Source organism: Amycolatopsis sp. NPDC051903 (assembly GCF_044452505.1).
In the GTDB taxonomy this organism is placed as follows: domain Bacteria; phylum Actinomycetota; class Actinomycetes; order Mycobacteriales; family Pseudonocardiaceae; genus Amycolatopsis.
On record NZ_JBITBT010000031.1, the window covers coordinates 42,064 to 64,414 of the forward strand.

At 71.6% G+C, this 22,351-nt stretch carries 24 protein-coding genes; 11 read left to right on the forward strand and 13 right to left on the reverse strand.

The window, feature by feature from the left end; translation table 11 throughout:
- Positions 1–6: 6 nt before the first annotated feature.
- The 3 genes from ACIA77_RS39535 to ACIA77_RS39545 all read right to left on the reverse strand — a co-directional run bounded on the left by ACIA77_RS39535 (position 7) and on the right by ACIA77_RS39545 (position 3,810).
- Entirely contained in the window at positions 7–1,551 is a 1,545-nt protein-coding gene (locus ACIA77_RS39535; RefSeq protein WP_395891318.1) for a cytochrome c biogenesis protein CcdA, read from the reverse strand.
- An 80-nt stretch (positions 1,552–1,631) separates the two neighbouring features.
- A complete protein-coding gene (locus ACIA77_RS39540) occupies positions 1,632–2,816 on the reverse strand; it encodes an LLM class flavin-dependent oxidoreductase (protein ID WP_395891261.1) in 1,185 nt (394 codons plus the stop codon).
- Between the two features lie 100 nt (positions 2,817–2,916).
- Positions 2,917–3,810, reverse strand: coding sequence for a MerR family transcriptional regulator (locus ACIA77_RS39545; RefSeq protein WP_395891262.1), 894 nt, complete (start codon positions 3,808–3,810; stop codon positions 2,917–2,919).
- A gap of 41 nt (positions 3,811–3,851) precedes the next feature.
- Here ACIA77_RS39545 and ACIA77_RS39550 point away from each other — a divergent pair, with 41 nt between their 5' ends.
- Positions 3,852–4,577 carry a maleylpyruvate isomerase family mycothiol-dependent enzyme gene (locus ACIA77_RS39550; protein ID WP_395891263.1) on the forward strand — a complete coding sequence of 242 codons (726 nt, stop codon included), beginning with the start codon at positions 3,852–3,854 and terminating at the stop codon, positions 4,575–4,577.
- A gap of 69 nt (positions 4,578–4,646) precedes the next feature.
- On the forward strand, positions 4,647–5,264 hold the full coding sequence (locus ACIA77_RS39555; protein ID WP_395891264.1) for a DUF6000 family protein: 618 nt from the start codon (positions 4,647–4,649) through the stop codon (positions 5,262–5,264).
- A gap of 2 nt (positions 5,265–5,266) precedes the next feature.
- Here ACIA77_RS39555 and ACIA77_RS39560 read toward each other — a convergent pair whose 3' ends face one another.
- The 3 genes from ACIA77_RS39560 to ACIA77_RS39570 form a co-directional block, all read right to left on the reverse strand.
- The gene (locus ACIA77_RS39560; protein ID WP_395891265.1) at positions 5,267–6,271 is read right to left on the reverse strand and encodes a hypothetical protein; all 1,005 of its coding nucleotides are present in this window, start codon (positions 6,269–6,271) and stop codon (positions 5,267–5,269) included.
- 92 nt (positions 6,272–6,363) lie between these two features.
- Complete coding sequence (locus ACIA77_RS39565; protein ID WP_395891266.1) at positions 6,364–6,804, reverse strand: nuclear transport factor 2 family protein; 441 nt, start codon at positions 6,802–6,804, stop codon at positions 6,364–6,366.
- Position 6,805: 1 nt separating this feature from the next.
- Positions 6,806–7,690, reverse strand: coding sequence for a TIGR03619 family F420-dependent LLM class oxidoreductase (locus ACIA77_RS39570; protein WP_395891267.1), 885 nt, complete (start codon positions 7,688–7,690; stop codon positions 6,806–6,808).
- A 154-nt stretch (positions 7,691–7,844) separates the two neighbouring features.
- On the opposite strand from ACIA77_RS39570, the gene ACIA77_RS39575 reads away from it, so the two are divergent.
- The gene (locus ACIA77_RS39575) at positions 7,845–8,669 is read left to right on the forward strand and encodes a hypothetical protein (protein ID WP_395891268.1); all 825 of its coding nucleotides are present in this window, start codon (positions 7,845–7,847) and stop codon (positions 8,667–8,669) included.
- Between the two features lie 93 nt (positions 8,670–8,762).
- Here ACIA77_RS39575 and ACIA77_RS39580 read toward each other — a convergent pair whose 3' ends face one another.
- Positions 8,763–9,572 (reverse strand): Fpg/Nei family DNA glycosylase, encoded by an 810-nt coding sequence (locus tag ACIA77_RS39580; protein WP_395891269.1) that lies wholly within the window; start codon positions 9,570–9,572, stop codon positions 8,763–8,765.
- On the reverse strand, positions 9,572–10,045 hold the full coding sequence (locus ACIA77_RS39585) for a ribose-5-phosphate isomerase (protein WP_395891270.1): 474 nt from the start codon (positions 10,043–10,045) through the stop codon (positions 9,572–9,574). Before ACIA77_RS39585 ends, ACIA77_RS39580 begins: the two co-directional genes overlap by 1 nt.
- Positions 10,046–10,090: 45 nt before the next feature.
- On the opposite strand from ACIA77_RS39585, the gene ACIA77_RS39590 reads away from it, so the two are divergent.
- Together ACIA77_RS39590 and ACIA77_RS39595 are read left to right on the forward strand one after the other, a co-directional pair.
- A complete protein-coding gene (locus ACIA77_RS39590; protein ID WP_395891271.1) occupies positions 10,091–10,825 on the forward strand; it encodes a 2-phosphosulfolactate phosphatase in 735 nt (244 codons plus the stop codon).
- Positions 10,822–11,625 (forward strand): MBL fold metallo-hydrolase, encoded by an 804-nt coding sequence (locus tag ACIA77_RS39595; RefSeq protein ID WP_395891272.1) that lies wholly within the window; start codon positions 10,822–10,824, stop codon positions 11,623–11,625. Before ACIA77_RS39590 ends, ACIA77_RS39595 begins: the two co-directional genes overlap by 4 nt.
- A gap of 6 nt (positions 11,626–11,631) precedes the next feature.
- On the opposite strand, the gene ACIA77_RS39600 is transcribed toward ACIA77_RS39595, so the two are convergent.
- Complete coding sequence (locus tag ACIA77_RS39600) at positions 11,632–12,252, reverse strand: DsbA family protein (RefSeq protein ID WP_395891273.1); 621 nt, start codon at positions 12,250–12,252, stop codon at positions 11,632–11,634.
- A 181-nt stretch (positions 12,253–12,433) separates the two neighbouring features.
- Here ACIA77_RS39600 and pepN point away from each other — a divergent pair, with 181 nt between their 5' ends.
- Positions 12,434–14,998, forward strand: a complete 2,565-nt coding sequence (pepN, locus tag ACIA77_RS39605; protein ID WP_395891274.1) for an aminopeptidase N — start codon at positions 12,434–12,436, stop codon at positions 14,996–14,998.
- A gap of 124 nt (positions 14,999–15,122) precedes the next feature.
- On the opposite strand, the gene ACIA77_RS39610 is transcribed toward pepN, so the two are convergent.
- Entirely contained in the window at positions 15,123–15,620 is a 498-nt protein-coding gene (locus tag ACIA77_RS39610) for a DUF5130 family protein (RefSeq protein ID WP_395891275.1), read from the reverse strand.
- Positions 15,607–15,864: a hypothetical protein gene (locus ACIA77_RS39615; protein WP_395891276.1), complete on the reverse strand. Its 258-nt coding sequence runs from the start codon at positions 15,862–15,864 to the stop codon at positions 15,607–15,609. Before ACIA77_RS39615 ends, ACIA77_RS39610 begins: the two co-directional genes overlap by 14 nt.
- Positions 15,865–16,149: 285 nt before the next feature.
- Here ACIA77_RS39615 and ACIA77_RS39620 point away from each other — a divergent pair, with 285 nt between their 5' ends.
- Positions 16,150–16,503, forward strand: a complete 354-nt coding sequence (locus ACIA77_RS39620) for a hypothetical protein (RefSeq protein ID WP_395891277.1) — start codon at positions 16,150–16,152, stop codon at positions 16,501–16,503.
- Positions 16,504–16,672: 169 nt separating this feature from the next.
- Here the strand turns inward: ACIA77_RS39620 and ACIA77_RS39625 are convergent, their stop codons facing one another.
- Positions 16,673–17,125 (reverse strand): HNH endonuclease, encoded by a 453-nt coding sequence (locus ACIA77_RS39625; RefSeq protein ID WP_395891278.1) that lies wholly within the window; start codon positions 17,123–17,125, stop codon positions 16,673–16,675.
- Positions 17,126–17,523: 398 nt separating this feature from the next.
- Between ACIA77_RS39625 and ACIA77_RS39630 the strand changes: the two genes are divergently transcribed.
- From ACIA77_RS39630 to ACIA77_RS39645, 4 genes are all read left to right on the forward strand, one after another.
- Positions 17,524–18,504, forward strand: coding sequence for a mechanosensitive ion channel family protein (locus ACIA77_RS39630; protein ID WP_395891279.1), 981 nt, complete (start codon positions 17,524–17,526; stop codon positions 18,502–18,504).
- A gap of 24 nt (positions 18,505–18,528) precedes the next feature.
- Positions 18,529–18,927, forward strand: a complete 399-nt coding sequence (locus ACIA77_RS39635; RefSeq protein ID WP_395891280.1) for a globin — start codon at positions 18,529–18,531, stop codon at positions 18,925–18,927.
- Positions 18,927–20,522, forward strand: a complete 1,596-nt coding sequence (locus tag ACIA77_RS39640) for a glycoside hydrolase family 13 protein (RefSeq protein WP_395891281.1) — start codon at positions 18,927–18,929, stop codon at positions 20,520–20,522. Before ACIA77_RS39635 ends, ACIA77_RS39640 begins: the two co-directional genes overlap by 1 nt.
- Before the next feature lie 479 nt (positions 20,523–21,001).
- Complete coding sequence (locus tag ACIA77_RS39645) at positions 21,002–21,898, forward strand: acyl-CoA desaturase (RefSeq protein WP_395891319.1); 897 nt, start codon at positions 21,002–21,004, stop codon at positions 21,896–21,898.
- Here ACIA77_RS39645 and ACIA77_RS39650 read toward each other — a convergent pair.
- Positions 21,885–22,346, reverse strand: a complete 462-nt coding sequence (locus tag ACIA77_RS39650) for a DUF6292 family protein (RefSeq protein ID WP_395891282.1) — start codon at positions 22,344–22,346, stop codon at positions 21,885–21,887. The genes ACIA77_RS39645 and ACIA77_RS39650 overlap by 14 nt on opposite strands.
- Positions 22,347–22,351 lie beyond the last annotated feature (5 nt).

The following is a 22,351-nucleotide window of genomic DNA, read 5'->3' on the forward strand; positions in this document are numbered from 1 at the left end:
CCCGCCTCAGCCGAACGTGAACGAGTACGCCTGCAGCCCGGGGCTCAGCTTCAGCGTCACCGTGCCCTGCTCCGGCGTCGGCGTCTGGACCACTGCGTGGATGTCCGGCGGGCCCGACACCGGGAACGTGCGCGTGACCCCGCCGGCCGTCGCGGTGACGGTGCCGCTGCCGCCGACGTCGAGGTACACCGTGGACGCGTCGTAGGCCAGCGTGAGCGAGGCGTCGGCGCCGGCCTGGAGGTACTCGTCCGTCGTGGTCCACTTCCCTTGCCGGGACACGGCTCCGCTCTCGCCGCGGGCGGAGCCGAGGTAGATCTCCGGAGTCTGCAAGGGGTTCGTCGGGGTGGTGTCGGCGACGTCGGTGCGCGGCGGCAGCGTCACGCCCGGGTGCGCGGCCGTCAGCAGTTCGCGGATCAAGGATTCGGTGCCGTCGTAGTCGCCTTCGCCGACGGAGACGTGGCGGACGTGCCCGCTCGCGTCCGAGAGGTACTCGGCCGGCCACGACTGGTTCTGGAACGCGTTCCACGTGGCGTAGTCGTTGTCGATCGCCACCGGATACGTGATGTGCTGGCGCGAAACGCTGTCCGCGACGTTCGCGGCGACGTGCTCGAACGCGTACTCCGGCGTGTGCACACCGACGATCTCGAGCCCCAGGTCGTGGTAGCGCTGGTACCACCCCTCGACGTGCGGGATGGCGCGCTGGCAGTTGATGCAGGAGTACGCCCAGAAGTCGTAGAGGACCACTTTTCCTTGCAGCGCGGGCGGTTTGCCCGCGCCGGTGTTGAGCCACTGGCTGATCCCGGCGAGCTGCGGCGTGGTGCCGCAGTCCTGCAGGTCGTCGGACGGCTCGCACGGCTGCAGGCCGCGCTCCGCGCCCAGCGCCTGGTTCAGCCCGGCCGTGTAGTCGGGAACGGCGCGCTGCAGCACATCGGTGACGTTGAACGTGAGTGCCACCGCCAGTCCGATCACCACGATCCCCGCGGCGACGCGAACCTGGCGCTGCCGGTCGCGAAACGCCTTCACCCGCTCGGCCACGCGGTTACCCGCGAGTGCGAAGAACAGCAGCGGGATCGCCGTGCCGACGGCGAACGCGATCGTGAGCGCGACCGTCGACGGGCCGATCTTGTGGGTCGCCCCGGCGACGGTGATGGCGGCGAGCACGGGGCCGGCGCACGGCACGTACACCGTCCCGAGTGCCAGCCCCAGCACGAACGCGCCTCGGTCGCCGGGCACGGATTTGCGGCCGAGCCGGACGAACGGGCGTTCCAGGAGGTCCTGCACGCGCGGGAACATCATCGCGATCCCGAGCACCACGAGGACCACGAGTCCGGCCCAGCGCAGCACGTCGCCGGGCAGGTGCAGCGCAGCGAGCACGAGCGTGCCGAGCAACGTGACGAGGCTGAAGCTCAACGCCAGCCCCGCGACGATGAGGAACGGCCGTCGCCGCGTGGGTGCCGCGCCGGCACCGCCCGTCATGAACAGGACCGGCAGGACCGGCAGCACGCACGGGGAAATCCCCGTGATCAGCCCGCCCACCAGGCCGATCAGCACCAACGTGATCAGGGTGACCTCCTCCGCCGCGGCCAGCCTAGGCCGGGCCGGGGCCCTGGTGACGCGGCGGCGCGAGCAGGTCAGGGATTCGTAACACTCCTGCGCAGCCCGGCCTCTTCCAGCAGCGGCACGATCTCCGTGCCGAAGTGTGCGAGCTCCGGCTGGTAGTCGTAGAAGGTGAGCTGAACGCCGTCGATGCCCGTTTCGTGCAGGCGGCGCAGCTTGTCCGTGACCTCCTCGGGCGAGCCCACGATGTGCAGGTGCCCGCCGACCGCGCGGCCCCGCGCCGAGTGCTCGAGCCACGACTGGCTGTCGCCGGCGCTGTGGCGGTCGGTGAACGCGCCGATCGCACCGAGGTCCGCGTGGTCCATGATCGCCTGGTAGCGCGCGTGCGCCTCGGCGCTCGTCGGCGCGGACACGACGGTCGGGTTGATCAGCACACGCACTTCGCGCCCTTGGTCGCGCGCGGCCTGCTTGACCTTGGCCACGTGCTCGGGCAGCGCTTCGAGCGCGCGGTCGATGTCCTCGCCGGCGGGGCTCGAGATGAACACGAGGTCGGAGTGCTTGCCCGCGTACGCGAATCCCGCCGGCGAGCCGCTGGCGGACACGAGGATCGGCCGCCCGTACTTCGGCAGCGGCGACGCGTAGGCCTCCTGCAGCGCGTAGTGGTCGCCGTGGAACGTCAGGTTGTCCTCGCCCGCCCAGAGGTCCTTGCAGACGGCGATGAACTCGTCGGCCATCGCGTAGCGCTTGTCGTGTTCGGGGCGCAGCTGGCCGAACATCGCGGGTTCGGTGTCGGCGTACCCGGTGACGATGTTCGCGCCGAAGCGGCCGCCGGAGACGTGGTCGGCGGTGGCGAGGAACTTGGCCAGGTGCAACGGGTGCCACGGGCCGTAGAGCACGTGCACCGTGCCCAGCAACAGGATCGACTCCGTGGCCGACGCGAGCGCGATCGCCGAGACGAACGGGTCGAGGAAGTTCTCGCGGTAGTGCGTTTCGCCGCCGAACCCGCCCTTGGGCAGCCACTGCGACAACCCGAACGCGATGTCGAACCCGAACTTCTCCGCCTGCTGCGTCAACGTCCGGTTGTAGTCGAACGTCCAGTCCGTCCCCCGCGGCAACGTCGACTGCGACCAGCCACCCGTCTGTAGTGGCAGGAACACGCCCAGCAGCAACGGCTGCCGCAACTTCCGGCTCAACGGGCTCTCCGGGAAATCCTGCGGCTGCGCCGGCACCACCAACCGGCCCCGCTCGCGAACGGCCATCCTTGCGACTCCTTGTCCTTCGTCCTCCACCCGCGACGATAGGTTGGACGTCAGACGTCTAGCGACCGTGTCCAAGATCTGGGACCAAGGCGTGAGCGAGCTACGAAGCCGAGCTGTCCAGCGCGTCGAGCAGCCAGGTGTGCGTGACGCCCATCGGAGCCGGTTCGCCGGTGATCGTGCCCGCGAGGTGCCAGTACCGGCGCAGGCGCGGGTCCCGGTCGGGGGCGGTGCGGTGGTTCAGCGCGCTGCGGAAGGCGGGCGAGTCCGCGGCGCCCAGTGCGGAGGCGTGCGCCGCGACGAAGCGGTCCAGGGCGGCGCCCGGCGCGGGGGCCGAGCCGGCGACCACGTCGGCGTGGGCCAGCGCGCACGCGTCGGCCACCTCGGCGTGCAGGGCGGCCAGGTCGGGGATCCGTTCGTGATCGACCAGCGTGCTGGAGCGCAGCGAGCGGACGAAGGACTGGTCCGTCGCCAGCAGAACCAACTCGGCGTACGCCACGACTTGAGCCGGCGTCGGCATTTCCGGCGGCGCCGGTGCGCTGATCGCCAGGAACATCTCGGCCGAGTGCGCGGGGATCGGCGCCGTCGTCATCGGGCGCCACAGGCGGACGAGCACTTCGCGCGCGGCGAACCCGTCGGAGACCGCGGACAGGACCTCCAGGCGGTCCGGCCCCGACTCCACCGCGCGCAGCACCGAGCGCCGCCACGCCAGCGTCGCGACCTCGCGGTCCAGCGAAGCGCGCTCGGCCGCCACGGCGTCGTCCAAGGAGCGGCGGCCGGAGAGGACGTCGGTGATGGACCCCAGGCCCAGGCCGAGGCCGCGCATGCGGCGCACGAGCGTGAGCCGGTCGACGGCCGACGCGTCGAAGCGGCGGTGGCCGCCCGTGCTGCGGGTGGGTTCGAGCAGGCCCTCGTCGCAGTAGAAGCGGATCGTGCGCACGGGCACGCCGGTGCGCCGCGCCAGGTCGCCGATCCCCAGTGTGTCCCCGGTCACCATCGGTAGAACCTCCAGCCGGATGGAGTTCCTACGGTACGGCCATGGACACCACACACCCAGCCGACGCCCTCCTCCACCACACCGCAGCGCTCGCCAAAGCCGCGGCCGGCGGCGACCCCGAAGCCCGGGTGCCGACCTGTCCCGACTGGCCGCTGCGCGTGCTCGTCGGCCACGTCGGCCAGGCGCACCGCTGGGCCGCGAGCACCGTCCGCGGCGAACCGTCGGCGGTGCCCGACCCCCTCGACGCGGACCCCGGCGACCCGGCCGGCTGGCCCGAGTGGCTCCACGCCGGCGCGGCCGACCTGATCGCCGCGGTGTCCACCAGCGACAGTCCCGTGTGGACGTTCTTCGGCGACGGCCCCGCGACGTTCTGGTTGCGCCGCATGCTCAACGACACCATCGTCCACCACGCCGACGCCGCGGGCGAGGCCTTCGAAGTCGCACCGGGCCTCGCGGAGGACGCGATCACGGAGTGGCTCGAGCTCCTGGCCAACCCGGTCACGCAAACGCTGCGCCCCGACCTCGCCGCCCTCCGCGGCACCGGGCAGACCCTGCAGCTGCGCCCCGCCGAAACCGAGGGCTGGCACCTCACCCGCACCCGCGACGGCCTCACGTGGTCGCGCCAAACCGCCACCGCCGACGCCACCCTCGCCGGCCCGCTGCGCGACCTGCTGCTCGTCGTCACCCGCCGCCTGCCCGCCGACCACCTCACCACCACGGGCGACCGCGGTCTGGTCGACCACTGGCTGGCGCACACCAAGGCTTGAGCGGGGCGGGTCCTCGTCGGAGCACGCCGTGCGGCGGCGGACCCGTTCGGGCGGGCTACCGTTCTCCGGGTGCGCAACCACAGACACGAGCCGGCCCTGGGTGCCTTCGTCGAGCGTTACGTGACGCCCGGGCGCCGGTACCTGAGGCTGGGCGGGGGGATGTTCCGGTTCACGGCCGAGGAGAAGGCGGTGTTCGGTCGCTCCCTGGCCGAAGACGCCCTGCTCATCACCGACGACGACCTCGAAATGCTGTTCGGCTACGAGTGGCGCGCGCAGCGCACAGCCGCGTGGCTGGCCGCCCTCCCCCGCCGAGACGTGCACCGCGCGCGGCTGCGCGAGCTAGTGCTGACCGGCAACGGCGAGCACACCGGTGCAAGCTACTGCTTCGCACTCGCCCGCTTCGGCAAGGAGCCCGACGCGCTGATCCTCGTCGAGTACCTCCGAACCCACCGCGGGGGCGCCACCTCCAGCTTCGCCATGGGAGCACTCGCCCACCTGGACCAGCTGCTCGGCACCGACCACGGCACCCAGATCCTCGATATCGACGACCAGAGGTGGCATCGGACGCAGTCTGCGCCTGGGCGCCAAGACTTCGTCGACCGCATTCGCGCAGAGATCGCGGCCCGGTGCACGTTCGCCGACGATTGCATGGCGTTGGTAGAGCAGCCGCCGTTTCCGGAGCGGTAGCGTCAGAGATCGGCCACCGCCGCGTGCAGCGCCAGCAGGGCGGGCACCGCGGCGGGCTGGCGGCGGCCGAAGCCGCACTCCGTCGCGACGCCGAAGTTGTCCACTGCGGACAGTGCGGCGGTGATCCGGTCCGCGGCGCCCGCCGCGCCGTCGGTCGCGTGGATCAGGCCCAGGTACAGTTCCGTGGCCGCCGGCAGGGCCAGCGTCCGCAGGGGTTCGAAGTACGCCGCGTCGGTCCGGCTGAGAGGTACCGGCAGGTGGATCCAGCCGAGCGGCCGGGAAAGCCGCGCGGCCACGGCGTTCGCGACGGCGACCAGGTGCGAAGTGTCCTTCGGCTCCACGAACTGCTTGTGCGCGCTGTCGCCGTAGCACAGGTGGTAGCCGAGCTCCACATCGGACGGTACGGCGTCGCCGAGGCGGGTCAGGCGATCGAGGATCCCCTCGCGGAGATCCGGGACCCAGCTCGGGAACACGCCCTCGAGCATCCCGAACTCGACCGCGGTGTCCCACTGGATCGAGAGTTCGCCGGCGGGGATGGCGTCGGTGATGAGCTCGAGTTCGCGCAGCAGCGCGGTTTCGTAAGCGGGCTCGACGGCCGCCTGGTCGCGGGGGTCCACGTGCAACCGGATCGGCGCCATGGGCGTGGGCAGGCTGACCTGGAACCGGAGGTCCGGCAGCACACCCGCGGCCCGCAACCGCCGGAACACCACCCACGACGACAGCGCGGCCGCCGCGTACCCCAAGGACCCGAACCGCAAGGCCGACGGGTCGCCGGCAAGCCGGTACTTCGGCGTGGGGCTGTACTCGCCGCGGCCGACGTCGTCGGTGACCAGCCCCGGGGTCCGGGCGAACACGTCCCCCTGCCAGAACGTCCAGTTCGCCCGCGCGCCCGTCTCACCGTCCGGCACACGCCGCACGTGGCGGCCGACCGACGCGGCGACCGCGCGGAACACCTCCTCGGCGTCGCCGAGGGGCACGCTGCCGACGAGGTGCACGCCACGAGTCATGCGGCACACCGTAAGGCCACGGCGACGCCGCCCGGCGCGCGAACAACCAACAGTGGCCGGTCAGACGGCCCGCGCAGGTGAGATCGGGCAGCTCAGGCCTGGCGCGCCGTCGCCATCGCGCGCTCGGTTTCCCAAAACGCCCGCATCGACGTGATCAACCCGCCCTCGCCCACCCGGTAGACGAACACCCCGTCGGTGTCGACGCGGTAGCCGCCGGGCAGGAACGTGGTGATCGTGCCGACGTTGGCGCACTCCGAGCCCGCCGCGAACGAATCGCGGATGACGAACTCGAAGCGCTCCACGTTCGCGATCGTCAGGTCCCAGAACGCGCCGATGCCCTCGTGCCCGTGGTGGCCCTTGCCCTGCTCGTCGAACATCGACGGGCCGACCGGATCCTCCACGACGGCGTCCGGCGCGAACAGCGCGAGCCAGCCGTCCTTGTCCCCACCCGCGACGGCCGTCATCGAGCGGAACGCGGCCAGGCGCGCCGGCGGCTGCTCCGCGTCGACGTCCCAGCTGACCTCGACCCCCACGTCATTCCCCCGCTTCGCCGAACTTCGCGATGACCTCGTCACCGAACTTGCGGATCGCGTCCACCTTCGGGCCGACCTCCGCGTCGAACCCGAGTCCCTCGAACACCCACGGCATCGTGATCGCGTCCGTCACACCCACTTCGGCCTGCTGCCGGAAACCCTCGAGCCCGAACCGGTCGACGCACACCGCCTGGAACTCGAACGCGTCGTTCTCGCGGCCGCGCTCGGCCAGCAGTTCCTTGAGCCGCTTGATCGTGTCGCGCAGCTGGTCGAGCGTCATCATCGCCGACGACCAGCCGTCGCCCACGCGCGCGGCGCGGCGCAGCGCGACGTCGGTGTGGCCGCCGATGTAGAACGGCACGCGCTTCGGCGGCGTGGGGCTCATGCGCAGCTTGTCGAAGTCGAAGAACTCGCCGTGGTACTCGACCATGCCGCCGTCGAGGATCAGGCGCAGCACCTCGATCGCCTCGTCGAAGCGCTTGCCACGCCGCTCGTACGGCGCGCCGCACCACTCGAACTCCTCCGGCGACCAGCCGATGCCCAGACCGAGCCCGAACCGGCCGCCCGTGAGCGCCGCGACGGAGTTCACCTGCCGCGCGAGCAGCACCGGGTTGCGCGAGCCGAGTTTGAGCACCGAGGTGTAGAACTCGAGCCGCTCGGTCACCGCGCCCATCGACGCCGCCGCGACCAGCGGGTCGACCCACGGGGTCTCCTCGTTCCAGAACCGGCTGCCGTCGGGGGTGTACGGGTAGTCCGCGGACACCTTCTCCGAGTAGAAGAGCGAATCCGGCAGGACGATGGAGGAGAAACCGGACTCCTCGGCCGCGCGGGCGAGCTCGCCGAGCTGATCGAGGGGGTTCATCGCGATCGACAGGGAGAACTTCATGACCGAACTATAACGTGTTCTACTTTTCCCGGCCACTCGCCACGCGGAGGGTGCTCCGCATCACCTCGCGGGAACCTACAGCGTACTGTCCGCGTTGTCCGGTTCAAGAGGCGGTCGTGCGACCGCCGCGACAGCTCACCACGTGGAGTGACCCATGGGCACCGCGATCCTGTTGATCGTGCTCGTCGTCGTGATCGTCGGGGGCGGTCTGTACTTCGCCCGGTCGCAGGCCGCTTCGCGGCAGCGGCAGCTCGACGACGCCAAGGCCGACGCGCGCCGACTCGTCGAGCGCCTCGGCGGGCAGGTCCTCAACCTCACCGGCACCGACACGGCTTCCCAGCAGGCGATGGCCGACGCCAGCGAGCGCTACAACGCCGCCGGCTCGCAGCTGGAGCAGGCGAAGACCGTGGAACAGGCCCGGCTCGTGAAGGAGACCGCCCTCGAAGGCCTGTACTACGTCCGCGCCGCGCGCACCGCGATGGGGCTCGACCCCGGCCCGATGCTGCCGGAGGAGGCCGAGCGCGAGCGCGCCGGCAAGGTGACCGAACACCGCAAGGTCGACGTCGAAGGCCAGCGCTACGAAGCCTCGCCCGACCCCGGTGACCAGACGCCGTACTACTACCCCGGCGGCCGCGTGGCCGGTCGCCCCGTGCCGCAGGGCTGGTACAGCGAGCCGTGGTGGAAGCCCGCGCTCGTCGCCGGCGCGTGGGGCCTGGGCTCGGTGTTCCTGTTCAGCGCCCTGTTCGACGGCATGGGCGGCATCGCCAGCGCCTCGGCCTGGGAGTCGGGCTACGACGCGGGCCAGGCCGACGCGCTCGAGTCCGGCGGCGGTGACGGCGGCGGTGGTGACGGCGGCGACGGTGGTGGCTTCGACGGAGGCGGCGACGGCGGCGGTTTCGACGGCGGCCAGGACTTCGGCGGCTTCGACGGCGGCGGCTTCAACGGAGGCGGGTTCGACGGCGGCGGCTTCGACTTCTGACGCACACGCGGAGGGCCTTGCGGGACAACAGTTCCGCAAGGCCCTCGTGCTGTGTCCACATCGGACGAACGGGCGACCGCGCCGAGCCGGCGTTCAGCTCGGCTGGCAGGTCGGGCACCAGTACAGGTTGCGGCCCACCAATTCCTGGTGCGCGACGGGCGTCGCGCACACCAGGCACGGCAGCCCGGCCCTGCGGTAGACGTAGACCTCGCCGCCGTGGCGGTCTTCGCGCGGCGCGCGGCCCATGGCGGCCGGCAGGTGTTCCGGGGCGACCGTGTCGATGCGGCCGACGCGCACGCCCGCGCGCATGAGCGTCACCAGATCGGCCCACATCTCGTCCCACAGGCCGCGGTCGAGCGCGCGCCCGGGGATCAGCGGGGCGACGCCGTGGCGGAACAGCACTTCCGCCCGGTACACGTTCCCGACGCCGGCCAGCACGTCCTGGTTCATCAGCAACGCAGCCACCGACGTGCGCGAACGCGAGATCCGCTCCCACGCCCGCTCGGGCCGGGCGTCGCGGCGCAACGGATCCGGGCCGAGGCGGGCCTTGATGGCGTCGACCTGCGCGGCGTCCAGCAGTTCGCAGCGCGTCGGGCCGCGAAGGTCCGCCCAGTGCGTGCGGCCGACCACGCGCATCCGCACCTGGCCCACCGGTTCGGCCGCCGGCAGCGGCGACTCGCTGAACGTGCCGTACAGGCCGAGGTGGACGTGCACCGTCCCGAGTGGACCGTAGTCGTGGAACAGGTGCTTGCCGTACGCCTCGGCCCCACGCAGCACCTGCCCGTCCAGCCGCTCCGCTTCGGCGGCGAAGCGGCCCTGCGGGCTGGAGACCTCGACGGGCGCTCCGGCGTAGCGGCGTTTGTGCAGGCGGGCGAGGCGGTGGAGCGTGTGCCCCTCGGGCATCAGGCCTCCGGCAGCGGCGGCGGGGTGCCGGTGCGCTCGTAGTCGAGCAGTTGCTGGACGCGGCGGGCGTGGCGCTCTTCCGGCGACTCCGGTGTGGCCAGGAACGCCTCGACGATCTCGGTCGCCTGCTCGACGGTGTGCATCCGGGCGCCGACGCCGAGGAGCTGCGCGTGGTTGTGCTCGCGGCACAGTTTCGCCGTTTCGACGCTCCAGCCGAGGCCGGCGCGGGCGCCCGGGACCTTGTTGGCGGCGATCTGCTCGCCGTTGCCGGAGCCGCCGATCACGAGGCCGAGACTGCCTTCGTCGGCGACGACGCGGCGCGCCGCCTCGACGCAGAAGGCCGGGTAGTCGTCGGCCGGGTCGTAGGTGTGCGGACCGACGTCGACGACCTCGTGGCCCTGCTCAGCGAGGTGGCTGGCCAGGTGGTTCTTCAGCTCGAAACCGGCGTGGTCGGATCCCAAGTAGACGCGCACAGCCCGGAGTCTGCCACCCCCTGACCGGCCGGGCATGCTCTGGGGGTGGACACGTGGGAGCAACCGGGCCGCGACGTGCGGCTCGAATGGGGTGGCGAGGGCGTGGCCGCGCTCGGCCGCGCGTGCGCGGTGCTGGTGATCGTCGACGTGCTTTCCTTCAGCACCACAACGGATCTCGTGACGGCGCGCGGCGGCCGGGTGCTGCCCGTGCGGTGGCGCGACGAGCGCGGGGTCGCCGAAGCGCGAGCCGCGGGCGCGGTGATCGCGGGCGAGGGCGCGTGGACGCTGCGGCCCTCGTCTGTGACGGAAATCCCGTCCGGGACCGTGCTCGCGCTGCCCTCCCCCAACGGCGCCACGCTGTGCGCGACCGGCGCGCACGTGCTCGCCGGCTGCCTGCGCAACGCGTCGGCGGTGGCGGCGAAAGCGCTCGAACTGGCCGGCGACCGTCCGATCGGGATCATCCCCGCCGGCGAGCGCTGGGGCATCGACCTGCTCGGCGACGGCCGGGAGTTCGGCCCGCTGCGCCCCTGCGTCGAAGACCAGCTGGGCGCCGGCGCGATCGCCGCCGCGCTGGCCGGCCACGGCCGCACGCTCTCGGCCGAGGCGGCGCTCGCGGCGGCGGCCTGGGCGGCCACCGACGTGGCGGAACTGCTGCGCACCTGCTCGTCCGGCCGGGAACTGGCGACGGCGGGCCACCCCCACGACGGAGAACTGGCGGCTGAAGTGAACGTCAGCACCACCGCACCGGTGCTGCGAGCCGGACTCCTGGAGGCACGATGACCTGGACCGAAGTGGCCGACCGCGTGTACGCGCGCCGCTACGAAGAGCTCGACCTCACCACGGGTCTCGTGCTCGGCGCCGAGCGCTGCCTGGTGGTCGACACCCGCGGCGACGCCGACCAGGGCGCGGAGCTCGCCGCGGCCGTCCGCGAGCTCACGGACCTGCCGTGGAGCGTCGTCTACACGCACGCGCACTTCGACCACGCCTTCGGCACCACGGCGTTCCTGCCGTGCGACGTCTGGGCGCAGGAGGGCTGCCTCACCGAACTGGTGCAGCACGGCGAAGCCGCGAAGGCCAAGTGGAGCGAAAAGTACCGCGCAGCGGGCAAACCGGAAATCGCCGACGCGATCGCGCGCACGGGCATCATGGCCCCCGACCGGCTCGTGACCGACCGCGCCGCAATCGACCTCGGTGGCCGGACCGTCGAACTCGTGCACCCCGGTCCCGCGCACACCGACCACGACCTGGTCGTGCACGTGCCCGACGCGCGGGTCGTCTTCGCGGGCGACGTCGTGGAGCACGGACCGGACGGGTTCACGGAGTACTCGTTCAGCGACGAGACGCACCTCGCCGACTGGCCCGGTGCGTTCGACGCGATCCTCGCGTTCGACCCGGAGGTCGTGGTGCCCGGGCACGGGGAGCCCGTGGGTCCCGCGTTCCTGCGCGAGCACCGCGCCGGGCTGCGCCGCCTGATCGAGCTCAAGGCCGCCGTGGCGGCCGGAGCCACCGGGGCGGACGAGGCCCTCGCGGCCTCGCCCTACCCCGCCGCCGTCACCCGGGCCGCGTTCGCGTCCTCCTGACGGAGGTCAGTCGAAGTTCAGCTCACCCGTCCGGGTGCGCTTCAGCTCGAAGAAGTCCGGGTAGCTCGCCATCGCGACGGCGCCGTCGAACACCTTGAGGGCGTCCTCGCCGCGCGGGATCGAGCTGAGCACCGGGCCGAAGAACGCGACGCCGTCGATGTGGATCGTCGGCGTGCCGACGTCCATGCCCACCGGGTCCATGCCCTCGTGGTGGCTCTTCTTCAACGCCTCGTCGTACTCGGTGGAGTCGGCGGCCGCGATCAGCTCGGCGGGCGCGCCGACGGCTTCGAGGGCCTCCTTGAGCACGACGTCGAAGTCCTTGTTGCCCTGGTTGTGGTAGCGCGTGCCGAACTCCGTGTAGAAGTCGCGCAGCGATTCTTCACCCTTCGCGGCGGCCAGCGCGGTGGCCACGCGGACGGGGCGCCAGCCCTTGTCCATCAGTTCCTGGTAGCGCTCCGGCAGCTCTTCCCGGCCCGAGTTCAGCACGGACAGGCTCATGATCCGGAAGCGCAGGTCCAGCTCCCGGTGCTTCTCGACCTCGAGGATCCACCGCGAGGTGATCCACGCGAACGGGCAGATCGGGTCGAAGTAGAAGTCCACCTTGGTGGGCTGGGAAGCAGCGGTCATCTCTCGAACTCCTCGGGGAGATTTCGACGTCGGGTGTGGCCAAGCAGCAGGGGGTCACCCCCACACTCGCAGCCAACAGGATCACGGGCACGGTTGTTCCCCGTCGCCCGAGTGGCGGTTCGCATGATTGGATGCTCGACAGCCCGAAAGCCACAACCGGAATCGAAGACCAGAGGTGCCCGTGCCCGCCCCCAACCTGACTCGTGACGAAGCCAAGCAGCGCTCCGGCCTGCTGGATGTCGCGTCGTACGACATCGAGCTGGACCTGACCGACGGACACGGCCGTCCCGGGGAGAAGACGTTCCTCTCCACCACCACCGTGCGGTTCTCCGCCGGCCGGCCGGGCGAGTCGTCGTGGATCGACCTCATCGCCGAGGGCGTCCGCTCCGCCGTGCTCAACGGAACCGAACTCGACGTGAGCGCCTACGTCGAAGACAAGGGCATCGCGCTGCCCGGGCTCGCGGCCGAGAACGAGCTCGTGGTGACCGCCGACTGCCGCTACACGAACACCGGCGAGGGCCTGCACCGCTTCGTCGACCCGGTCGACAACGGCGTGTACCTCTACACCCAGTTCGAGACCGCCGACGCCAAGCGCATGTTCGCGTGCTTCGACCAGCCCGACCTCAAGTCGGTGTACAAGCTCGTGGTCCACGCGCCACGCGACTGGAAGATCGTGTCCAACGCGCTGGTCGAATCCGGCGAGGACACCCCCGACGGCGCCCGCGTGACGAACTTCGCCGTGTCCGAACGGATCTCCACCTACCTGGTGGCGCTGATCGCCGGTCCGTACGCCGAGTGGCGCGACGAGTTCTCCGACGCCCACCGCACCATCCCGCTGGGCATCTACTGCCGGGCGTCGCTCGCGGAGCACATGGACGCCGACCGGCTGTTCGCCGAGACCAAGCAGGGTTTCGGGTTCTTCCACGAGAAGTTCGGCACGCCCTACCCGTTCTCCAAGTACGACCAGCTGTTCGTGCCCGAGTTCAACGCGGGCGCCATGGAGAACGCCGGCGCGGTCACCTTCCTCGAGGACTACGTGTTCCGCAGCCGCGTCACGCGCTACGCCTACGAGCGGCGCGCCGAGACGCTGCTGCACGAGATGGCGCACATGTGGTTCGGCGACCTGGTCACCATGCGCTGGTGGGACGACCTGTGGCTCAACGAGTCGTTCGCGACGTTCGCGAGCGTGTTCGCCCAGGCCGAGGCCACCGAGTACAAGAACGCGTGGACCAGCTTCGCGAACATCGAGAAGTCGTGGGCCTACCGCCAGGACCAGCTGCCGTCCACACACCCGATCGCGGCCGACATCGTCGACCTGCACGCGGTCGAGGTGAACTTCGACGGCATCACCTACGCCAAGGGCGCGAGCGTGCTCAAGCAGCTCGTCGCGTACGTCGGCATCGACCACTTCCTCGACGGGCTGAAGGTCTACTTCGGAAAGCACGCGTGGGGCAACGCCACGCTGGCCGACCTGCTGGCCGCGCTGGAGGAGGCGTCCGGGCGCGACCTGTCGTGGTGGAGCGCCGAATGGCTCGAGACCACGGGCCTCAACTCGCTCAGCCCGCGCTACGAGATCGGGTCCGACGGCACGTTCGCCTCGTTCGCCGTGGTGCAGACGGGCGCGAAGCCGGGCGCCGGCGAGCTGCGCACGCACCGCGTCGCGGTCGGCGTGTACGACGACGCGGCCGGCAAGATCGTGCGCACCGAGCGCGTGGAGCTCGACGTCACGGGTGAGCGCACCGAGGTGCCGCAGCTGGTCGGCAAGCCGGCGGGCAAGCTCGTGCTCGTCAACGACGACGACCTCACCTACTGCCGGATGCGCCTGGACCCGGCGTCGCTCACCACGCTGATCGACCGGATCGCCGACATCGTCGAGCCGCTGCCCCGCACGCTGTGCTGGTCGGCCGCCTGGGAGATGACGCGCGAGGCCGAGCTCAAGGCGCGCGACTTCGTGACGCTGGTGGCGCGCGGCATCCACGCGGAGAGCGAAGTCGGTGTGGTGCAGCGGCTGCTGCTGCAGGCGCAGACCGCGCTCAACTCCTACGCGGACCGCAAGTGGGCCACCGAGCAGGGCTGGCCGTCGTTCAGCGGGCGGCTGCTGGAGCTCGCGCAGCAGGCCGAGGCCGGCTCCGACCACCAGCTGGCGTTCGTGAACTCGCTCGCGGGCGGCGTGCTCGACGACGCCACCCTGGCCGTGATCGCGGGCTGGCTGGACGGTTCGGCGCCGCTGCCGGGGCTCGCGGTCGACACCGATCTGCGCTGGCGGCTGCTGCAGGCGCTCGTGGCGCACGGCAAGGCCGGCACCGCCGAGATCGACGCCGAGCAGGCGAAGGACGACACGGCCACGGGCCGCCGGCACGCCGAGCGCTCGCGCGCCCTGCAGCCGACCGCCGAGGCCAAGGCCGACACCTGGCAGCGCGCGATCTACGACGACGAAATCCCCAACGCGGTCAGCGACGCGCTCATCTCGGGCTTCTCGCACCCGGGCCAGAAGGAGCTGCTCAGCGAGTACGTCGAGCGCTACTTCGAGGTCATCGACGAGGTGTGGGCGCGCCGTTCGAGCGAGCGCGCGCAGCCGACCGTGATCGGCCTGTACCCGTCGTGGGCCGTCGAGCCGGCCACGGTGACCGCGTCGGACGAGTGGCTCGCGGGCGACCACCCGGCCGCCCTGCGCCGCCTCGTCTCCGAGGGCCGCGCCGGCATCGTGCGGGCGCTCGCGGCGCGGGAGTTCGACAGCCAGGCGTGAGCGAGGAGGCCGCCCCGCGCGGGCGGCCTCCCCCGTCCCGGCACGACTGGCCCTGGCACGACGAAGGGGGCCTCCCCGGCGAATCGAGGAGGCCCCCTTCGTGCGTCCGGCGGACGCGGAAAGCTCAGTGCTGCTTCGGGTTCGGCCCGGCCTGGTCGCTCAGCATGCGCAGGGCGTTGACGAGGCCGCCGACCAGGTCGCCTTCCTTGAAGGACGCGACCATGCTCGCCACGGCGAGGTTGGCGCCGCGGTCGGGCAAGCGCACGTGGGCGCGCCGGCCGGTCACGATCTCGATCGCGCGCTGGGCCGGGGACACCGCGATGACCACGGCGTTGGCCGGGTCGTCGGTCGACTCGTGCAGCTTCTCGGCTTCGGCGCGGGTGTCCTCGCCGAGGTCGCCGAGGTACACGCTGAAGGCGACGCCGGACTCGCGGGTCGCGAACGTCAGCGCCTCGTCGAGCCGGGCGAGCTGCTGCACCGTGAACGGGCTGGTCGGCGCGGCCGGCTCGTACATCTTGGCCGCGGACCGGCGGCCGCTGTTCGTGATGACCTCACCGAACGGCAGGTCCTCTTCGGCGATCTCGACCGCGGTGGCCGAGTGCGCGAGTTCACCACTTGCCACGTGCGCCTCCGGCGGCGGTCGGGGCGCCCGCGGGCACCACAGCTTCCGATTCCACGGCGTGGTGGTGGCCGGCACCGACCCCGTCCGGGTTCGCGGTCCACCACATCGCGGGGTACTCCCACGGCTGCCCCGGCCGGTACCGCGGCGTCCCCGAGAACTTCTTCCGCAGGGTGGCCGCGCCGACCACCAAGTAGATGGCCAGGGGGATGACCGCGTAGACCAGGATCGTCTCCACAACGTTCACGCCGGTGAGCGTAACGGATGGCCCTGGTGCCCATCGCGCGGCGCCGCGCCGGGGGCCGACCGCTCGTCGTGTGGGAACGCCCGTCCGCCGCTTGGCTGGCGGACGCTGGAACGTTGGGGCGAAGCCGGGCGGGCCGAAAGGTTGCAACTCAACGTACAGGCGGCCGTACCGGTCGCCCCCGCCTTGTCGAAGTGGTGAAATCCTCGTAGCTTTTTCACCTGTACGGGCCTTGCGCCCCGCTCCTCAGCCCCAGCAGGTCACGCACCGGTCCCAGGAGGCCACGTCATGCAGAGCGTCCAGCCCCCCGCTCAGGCGATCACCGACCCGATTTCGTCACCCAGCGAGACGGAATTCCTGCCCGGAACCCGTGTGACGTCCGGCACAAGGGTTACGCGCGGTACTCGGGTCACTCGCGGTACTCGCGTCACCGGCGGCACCCGCGTCACGCGCGGCACCCGGGTCACCCGCGGCACGCGGGTCACCAACGGCACCCGCGTCACGCGCGGCACCCGCGTCACCCGGGGCACCCGCGTGACCCGTGGCACGCGCGTCACGTGCGGCACCCGCGTCACCCGGGGCACGCGCGTCACCCGCGGCACCCGCGTGACCGCCCAGTCCGACTACGCGCTGGCCGCCTGACCCGATCCGCGTGCGAGCACGCCCGCGCCCCGCGCGGGTCGTGAGGTGAGAACTCCGCTCGGCGCGGCTGCCCGGCACAACCGCTCGGGCCCGGCTTCGCCAGACACGGTTCATCGGCTCGCCCCGGCCGCCGCAAGGCAGCCGGGGCGCCGACGTGTCCAGGCCCGGTTCAGGCCGCGGTACCCAAGTACGGCTGCCACAGCGGGTCGGCCTCCTTGGAGTGCGCCAGCAGGCGCCAGTGCGGGCCGTGGGGCGCCCGCGGCACCACGCGCAGCCGCCAGCCCAGCTCCGACAGGAGCCGGTCGGCCTTGCGGTGGTTGCACTTGGCGCAGCACGCCACGCAGTTGGTCCAGCTGTGCGGGCCGCCGCGGCTGCGCGGGAGGACGTGGTCGATCGTCTCGGCCCGGCCACCGCAGTAGGCGCAGCGGTAGCGGTCGCGGTGCATGAGCCCCGCCCTGGTCAGCGGTACCTGAGCGCGGTAGGGCACCCGCACGTAGGTGCTGAGCCGGATCACGGACGGGACGGGCAGCGACACGGTCGCGGCGTGCAGTTCCACGCCCGCCGGATCGCCGTGGACGACCACCGCCTTGCCGCACATCACCAGGACCACCGCGCGGCGCATCGGTAGTGCGGTGAGGGGCTCGAACGTGGCGTTCAGCAGCAGAACGCGACGGCGGCCCCAGGAAGGGGTCGCCGGGTCCCGGCCTCTACGCTGTCCGGGCGGACGGGATACACCCCCTGGTCGGGTCCCCGGCCCGGCCGGGTTCGCTCCGCCGGTTGCGGAGCCTCCCGGGCAGGCACGCAGGACCGCCTCCGGCGACTGCTCGGCCATGGCTTGGCCGGCGCCGCCGAGGGGGATGGGTTGTCGGTCTGGCACTCGACCACCTCCACCGGTGCAGGCATAGTCGACCACACATCAGCCCCAAAGTGCACGTGCGTTGCGTGACGTGTCACGTGCGCGCGACCCAACATCCACTTGCCGTTGGGTGAACCGAAGCGACGGAAGGACTGTCCCAGCTCGTGAACGCCGTGCTCAGCGCCCCGCCAGCGTGCATCTCGGACCCCAGCACCTGGTGCTCGCAGGTCTATTCGATCACGCACAACGAGTGGCTCGCCGGGTCGGCCGGCTGGCTCGTGACCAAGCCGCTGCGGATCATCCTGATCCTCGTCCTCGCGTTCCTCGTGCGTTATCTCACACGCCGGCTCATCGACCGCGTGACGACCCTGCCGCGCGGGGGCAACGGCAAGCTCCCGACCCTGCTGAGACCGTTGCGCGAACGCGCTCCCGACGTGCTCGGCGCCGCCGTGGTGGAGCGGCGGCGGCAGCGGGCGAAGACCATCGGCTCGGTGCTGAGGTCGATGTCCACGTTCCTCATCTACGGCCTGGCGTTCATCCTCGTGCTGGGTGAGCTGGGTATCAACCTGGCGCCGATCATCGCGTCGGCCGGCATCGTCGGCGTCGCGCTCGGCTTCGGCGCGCAGAACCTGGTGCGTGATTTCCTGTCCGGCATCTTCATGATGATCGAGGACCAGTACGGCGTGGGCGACGTCGTCGACATCGGCCCCGCGACCGGCACGGTCGAGGCCGTGGGCCTGCGCATCACGACCCTGCGCGACCTGCAGGGCACCGTCTGGTACGTCCGCAACGGCGAGGTGCTGCGCGTCGGCAACTCGAGCCAGGGCTTCGCGGTGGCCGTGGTCGACGTGCCGCTGGGCTACTCCGCCGACGTGGACCTCGCGTCGACCGTGCTCATCGGGGCCGCCACGAAGGCCGTGGAGAGCGACGCGCTGGCCGTCAACGTGATGGAGCCACCGGAGATGCTCGGCGTCGAGAAGGTGACCCCGGAGGGCATCCTGCTGCGGCTCACGGTGAAGGTGCGGCCGGGCAAGCAGTGGGCCGTGCAGCGGGCGCTGCGCGCGCACCTGCTCGCCGCGCTGGAGGAGGCGGGGTTCGAACCGCCGCTCGGTCGCTTCCTGTCGGCACCGGGAGCCGACAAGTAGCGACGGGCAGGGCAAGATGGAGGTGTGTCGACTGTGAGTGGCCAGGACCCCGCGAACCTGTACGAAGCCATCGGCGGCGAGCCGACGTTCCGCCGGATGGTCGCGCGCTTCTACCAGGAAGTGGCGAAGGACGAGGTGCTGCGCCCGCTGTACCCGGAGGAGGACCTCGGCCCAGCTGAGGAGCGCTTCCGGCTCTTCCTGATGCAGTACTGGGGCGGCCCGCACACCTACTCCGACCGCCGGGGGCACCCGCGGCTGCGGATGCGCCACGCGCCGTTCAAGATCGGCCCGATCGAGCGTGACGCGTGGTTGCGCGCGATCCGGATCGCGGTCGACGAGGAGAACCTCCCCGAGCCGTACCGCGAGCAACTGTGGGCCTACCTCGAGATGGCGGCGCACAGCATGATGAACAGCTTCGTCTGATGAGACGCGGGGTGGCGGGGCAACGGCGGCCACCGGAACGCCCGCCCCGTCCGTCGTGGTGGCGCGACGCCGTCTTCTACCAGGTCTACGTGCGCTCGTTCGCCGACTCCGACGCCGACGGCGTGGGTGACCTCGAGGGCATCCGCGGCAAGCTCGGCTACCTGGAGCTGCTGGGCGTCGACGCGCTGTGGCTCACGCCGTTCTACCGCTCCCCGATGGCCGACCACGGCTACGACGTGGCCGACCCCCGCGACGTCGACCCGGTGTTCGGCACGCTCGGCGACTTCGACGTGCTGCTCACCGAGGCGCACCGGCGCGGCATCAAGGTGACCGTGGACCTCGTCCCGAACCACACGAGCAACCAGCACGCGTGGTTCAAGTCCGCGATGGCCGCCGCGCCCGGGAGCCCCGAGCGCGACCGGTACGTCTTCCGCGACGGCCGCGGTCCCGGCGGCGCCGAACCGCCGAACAACTGGGTGTCGGTGTTCGGCGGGCCCGCGTGGACGCGCGTGCCGGACGGGCAGTGGTACCTGCACCTGTTCGCGCAGCAGCAGCCGGACCTCAACTTCGCCAACGCCGACGTGCGCTACGACCTGGAGCGCACGCTGCGCTTCTGGCTCGACCGCGGCGTCGACGGCTTCCGCATCGACGTGGGACACGGCATGGCCAAACCGGCGGGCCTGCCCGACATGGACCCGCGCGCGGCCGGCTGGGGCGGCGGCGAGCACTACGACCCCCGCTTCGACGACGACGGCGTGCACGAGATCCACCAGATGATCCGCAAGGTGCTCGACGAGTACCCGGACACGATGGCCGTCGGCGAGATCTGGGTGCACGACGAAGAGCGGCTCACGCGCTACCTGCGCCCGGACGAACTGCACCTGGCGTTCAACTTCCGCCTGGTGCTCACCCACTTCGACGCCGACGCGATGCGCACGTCGATCGAACGCTCGCTCGCCGTGCCGCGCGCGGCGGGCGCGCCGGCGACGTGGACGCTGTCCAACCACGACGTCTGGCGCACCGTGAGCCGCTACGGCGACGGTGCGGCCGGGTTGCGCCGGGCGCGGGCGATGGCACTGGTGGAGCTGGCGCTGCCCGGCGCGGTGTACCTCTACAACGGCGAAGAGCTGGGCCTGCCGAACGTCGACCTGCCGGTCGAAGCGCTGGCAGACCCGCGAGCGCGCACGCAGGGCCCGGAGTTCGGCCGCGATCCCGAACGCGTGCCGATGCCGTGGGAGGGCGCGTTGCCGCCGTTCGGCTTCTCGCGCAACCCGCGCACGTGGCTGCCGATGCCGCGCGAGTGGGCCGAGCTGACCGTCGAGCACCAGCTGGAGGACGAGGCGTCAACGTTGTCGCTCTACCGGCGGGCCATCGAGTTGCGCAAGACGCACCCCGCGTTCGGCGTCGGCGACGAGCTCGAGTGGTACGGCGCGCCCGCCGGCTGCTTCGCGTTCCGCCGCGGCCGGGGTGGGCTGATCTGCGCGCTGAACACGTCGGCGAGTTCCATCGCGCTGCCGCCGGGTGAGGTGCTGCTGTCGAGCAGTCCCCTGGTGGAGGGCCGGCTACCGCCGGACTCCGCCGCGTGGCTCGTCTGATTCGTCTGTCCACAAGAGACGGACGAATACCCGTCGGTAGCAAGGCGTTCCGCACTCGGTGGGGACCACGCCGAAAACCCGTGGAACCGGTCGCACGATACCGCCGGTTTTTTGTTCCACAGAGCGGGAAAAATCCGGCAGCCGTGCAGGTCAGGGCCGATTTTTCCAACACCACAACGGTTTCCGGAGTGGCCGCACCGGTTCCAGGTCACGATTCGGGGAACCTTCACTCGATCACCCTCGTTGGGGTGGACAGGTCGCGGTCGGCGGCCCCTGACGCCGACCGCACGCACGGTGACCCACCAAGACGGGCACACCGTCGAAACGGCCTCGGCGCTGCAGAGTGCAGAACCGGACCAGCTCGACAGGAGCGTTCCAGCATCGACACCCCCAGCACGACCCCCATCCCCACCTCCGAGTCCCCCAACTCAGAGTCCGCCACCGCCACGGCCGTCCGTGAAAAGCCGGTGGCCGAGCCCATGCTCGCCGGCCGCAAGACCGGCACCGAAACCTTCCTCGTGAAGCTGTTCGCCGTGGTCCCCCTGCTGGCGCTCGCCGCGGCGGTGCCCCTGGCCTGGGGCTGGGGCTTGAGCTGGCTCGACATCGGCCTCGCCGTCGGGTTCTACTACCTCACCGGCCTCGGGATCACCATCGGCTTCCACCGCTACTTCACCCACGGTGCGTTCCGCGCCCGCCGCGGAATGCGGATCGCGCTGGCCGTGGCCGGCAGCATGGCGATGCAGGGCCCGGTCATCGCCTGGGTCGCCGACCACCGGCGCCACCACGCGTACTCCGACCGCGAGGGCGACCCGCACTCCCCGTGGCGCTTCGGCACCACGCCCGCCGCGCTGGCCAAGGGGTTCTGGCACGCCCACATGGGCTGGATCTTCGACCGGGACAAGACGAACCCGCGCCGGTTCGCCCCCGACCTGCTGGACGACCCGGACATCCGGCTCGTCGACCGGCTCTTCCCCGTGCTCACGGTCGTGACGCTGCTGGCGCCGGCGCTGCTGGGCGGCCTCATCACGATGAGCTGGTGGGGCGCGCTCACCGCGTTCTTCTGGGCCAGCCTCGTGCGGGTCGCGGCGCTGCACCACGTGACCTGGTCGGTGAACTCGCTGTGCCACCTGATCGGTGAGCGCCCGTTCGTCGCGCGCGACCGGTCGGCGAACTTCTGGCCGCTGGCGATCCTGTCGTTCGGCGAGTCGTGGCACAACTCCCACCACGCCGACCCGACCGGGGCGCGCCACGGAGTCGGCCGGGGTCAGCTCGACACGTCGGCGCGGCTGATCTGGCTGTTCGAGAAGGTGAACTGGGTTTCGCACGTGCGCTGGCCGCGCCCCGAGCGGCTGGCGCGCAAGCTCAGGACCGCTTGACGACGGGCCGGACGCGCCGCTCGAGGCGGGACTGCAGATCGCGGTGGTCTCGGGCGGCGTGGACCGGCTGCGGGGTCCACGCGCCGCTGTCGGGCGCCGAGACGACTTCGGTGACGAACCGCCCGACGAGGGCGGGTTCGGGGACGGCGTCGCCGCCCAGGTGGGAGACCAGCAGCGGCCGCTCGGCCGGCGCGGTCTCCACCGACAGGGTCCAACCCTGCCGGGAGCTCCACAGCAACATCAGGTCACGGCCGGGAAACCGTGGTGAGCGACGGCTCAGCGCCACGTACGCCGTGACCGTGTCGGCGACCTCGCACGACGTCCCCTCCTCGGAAACGCCGACGGCATCGGCCACCGCGCGTACGTACCCCGCGAGCGCGCGTCTCAGCAGCAGCGGGTCTTCGTGGGCGGACTCGGTTGTCAGACGATCGGGACCGGACAGGAGCATGTGTC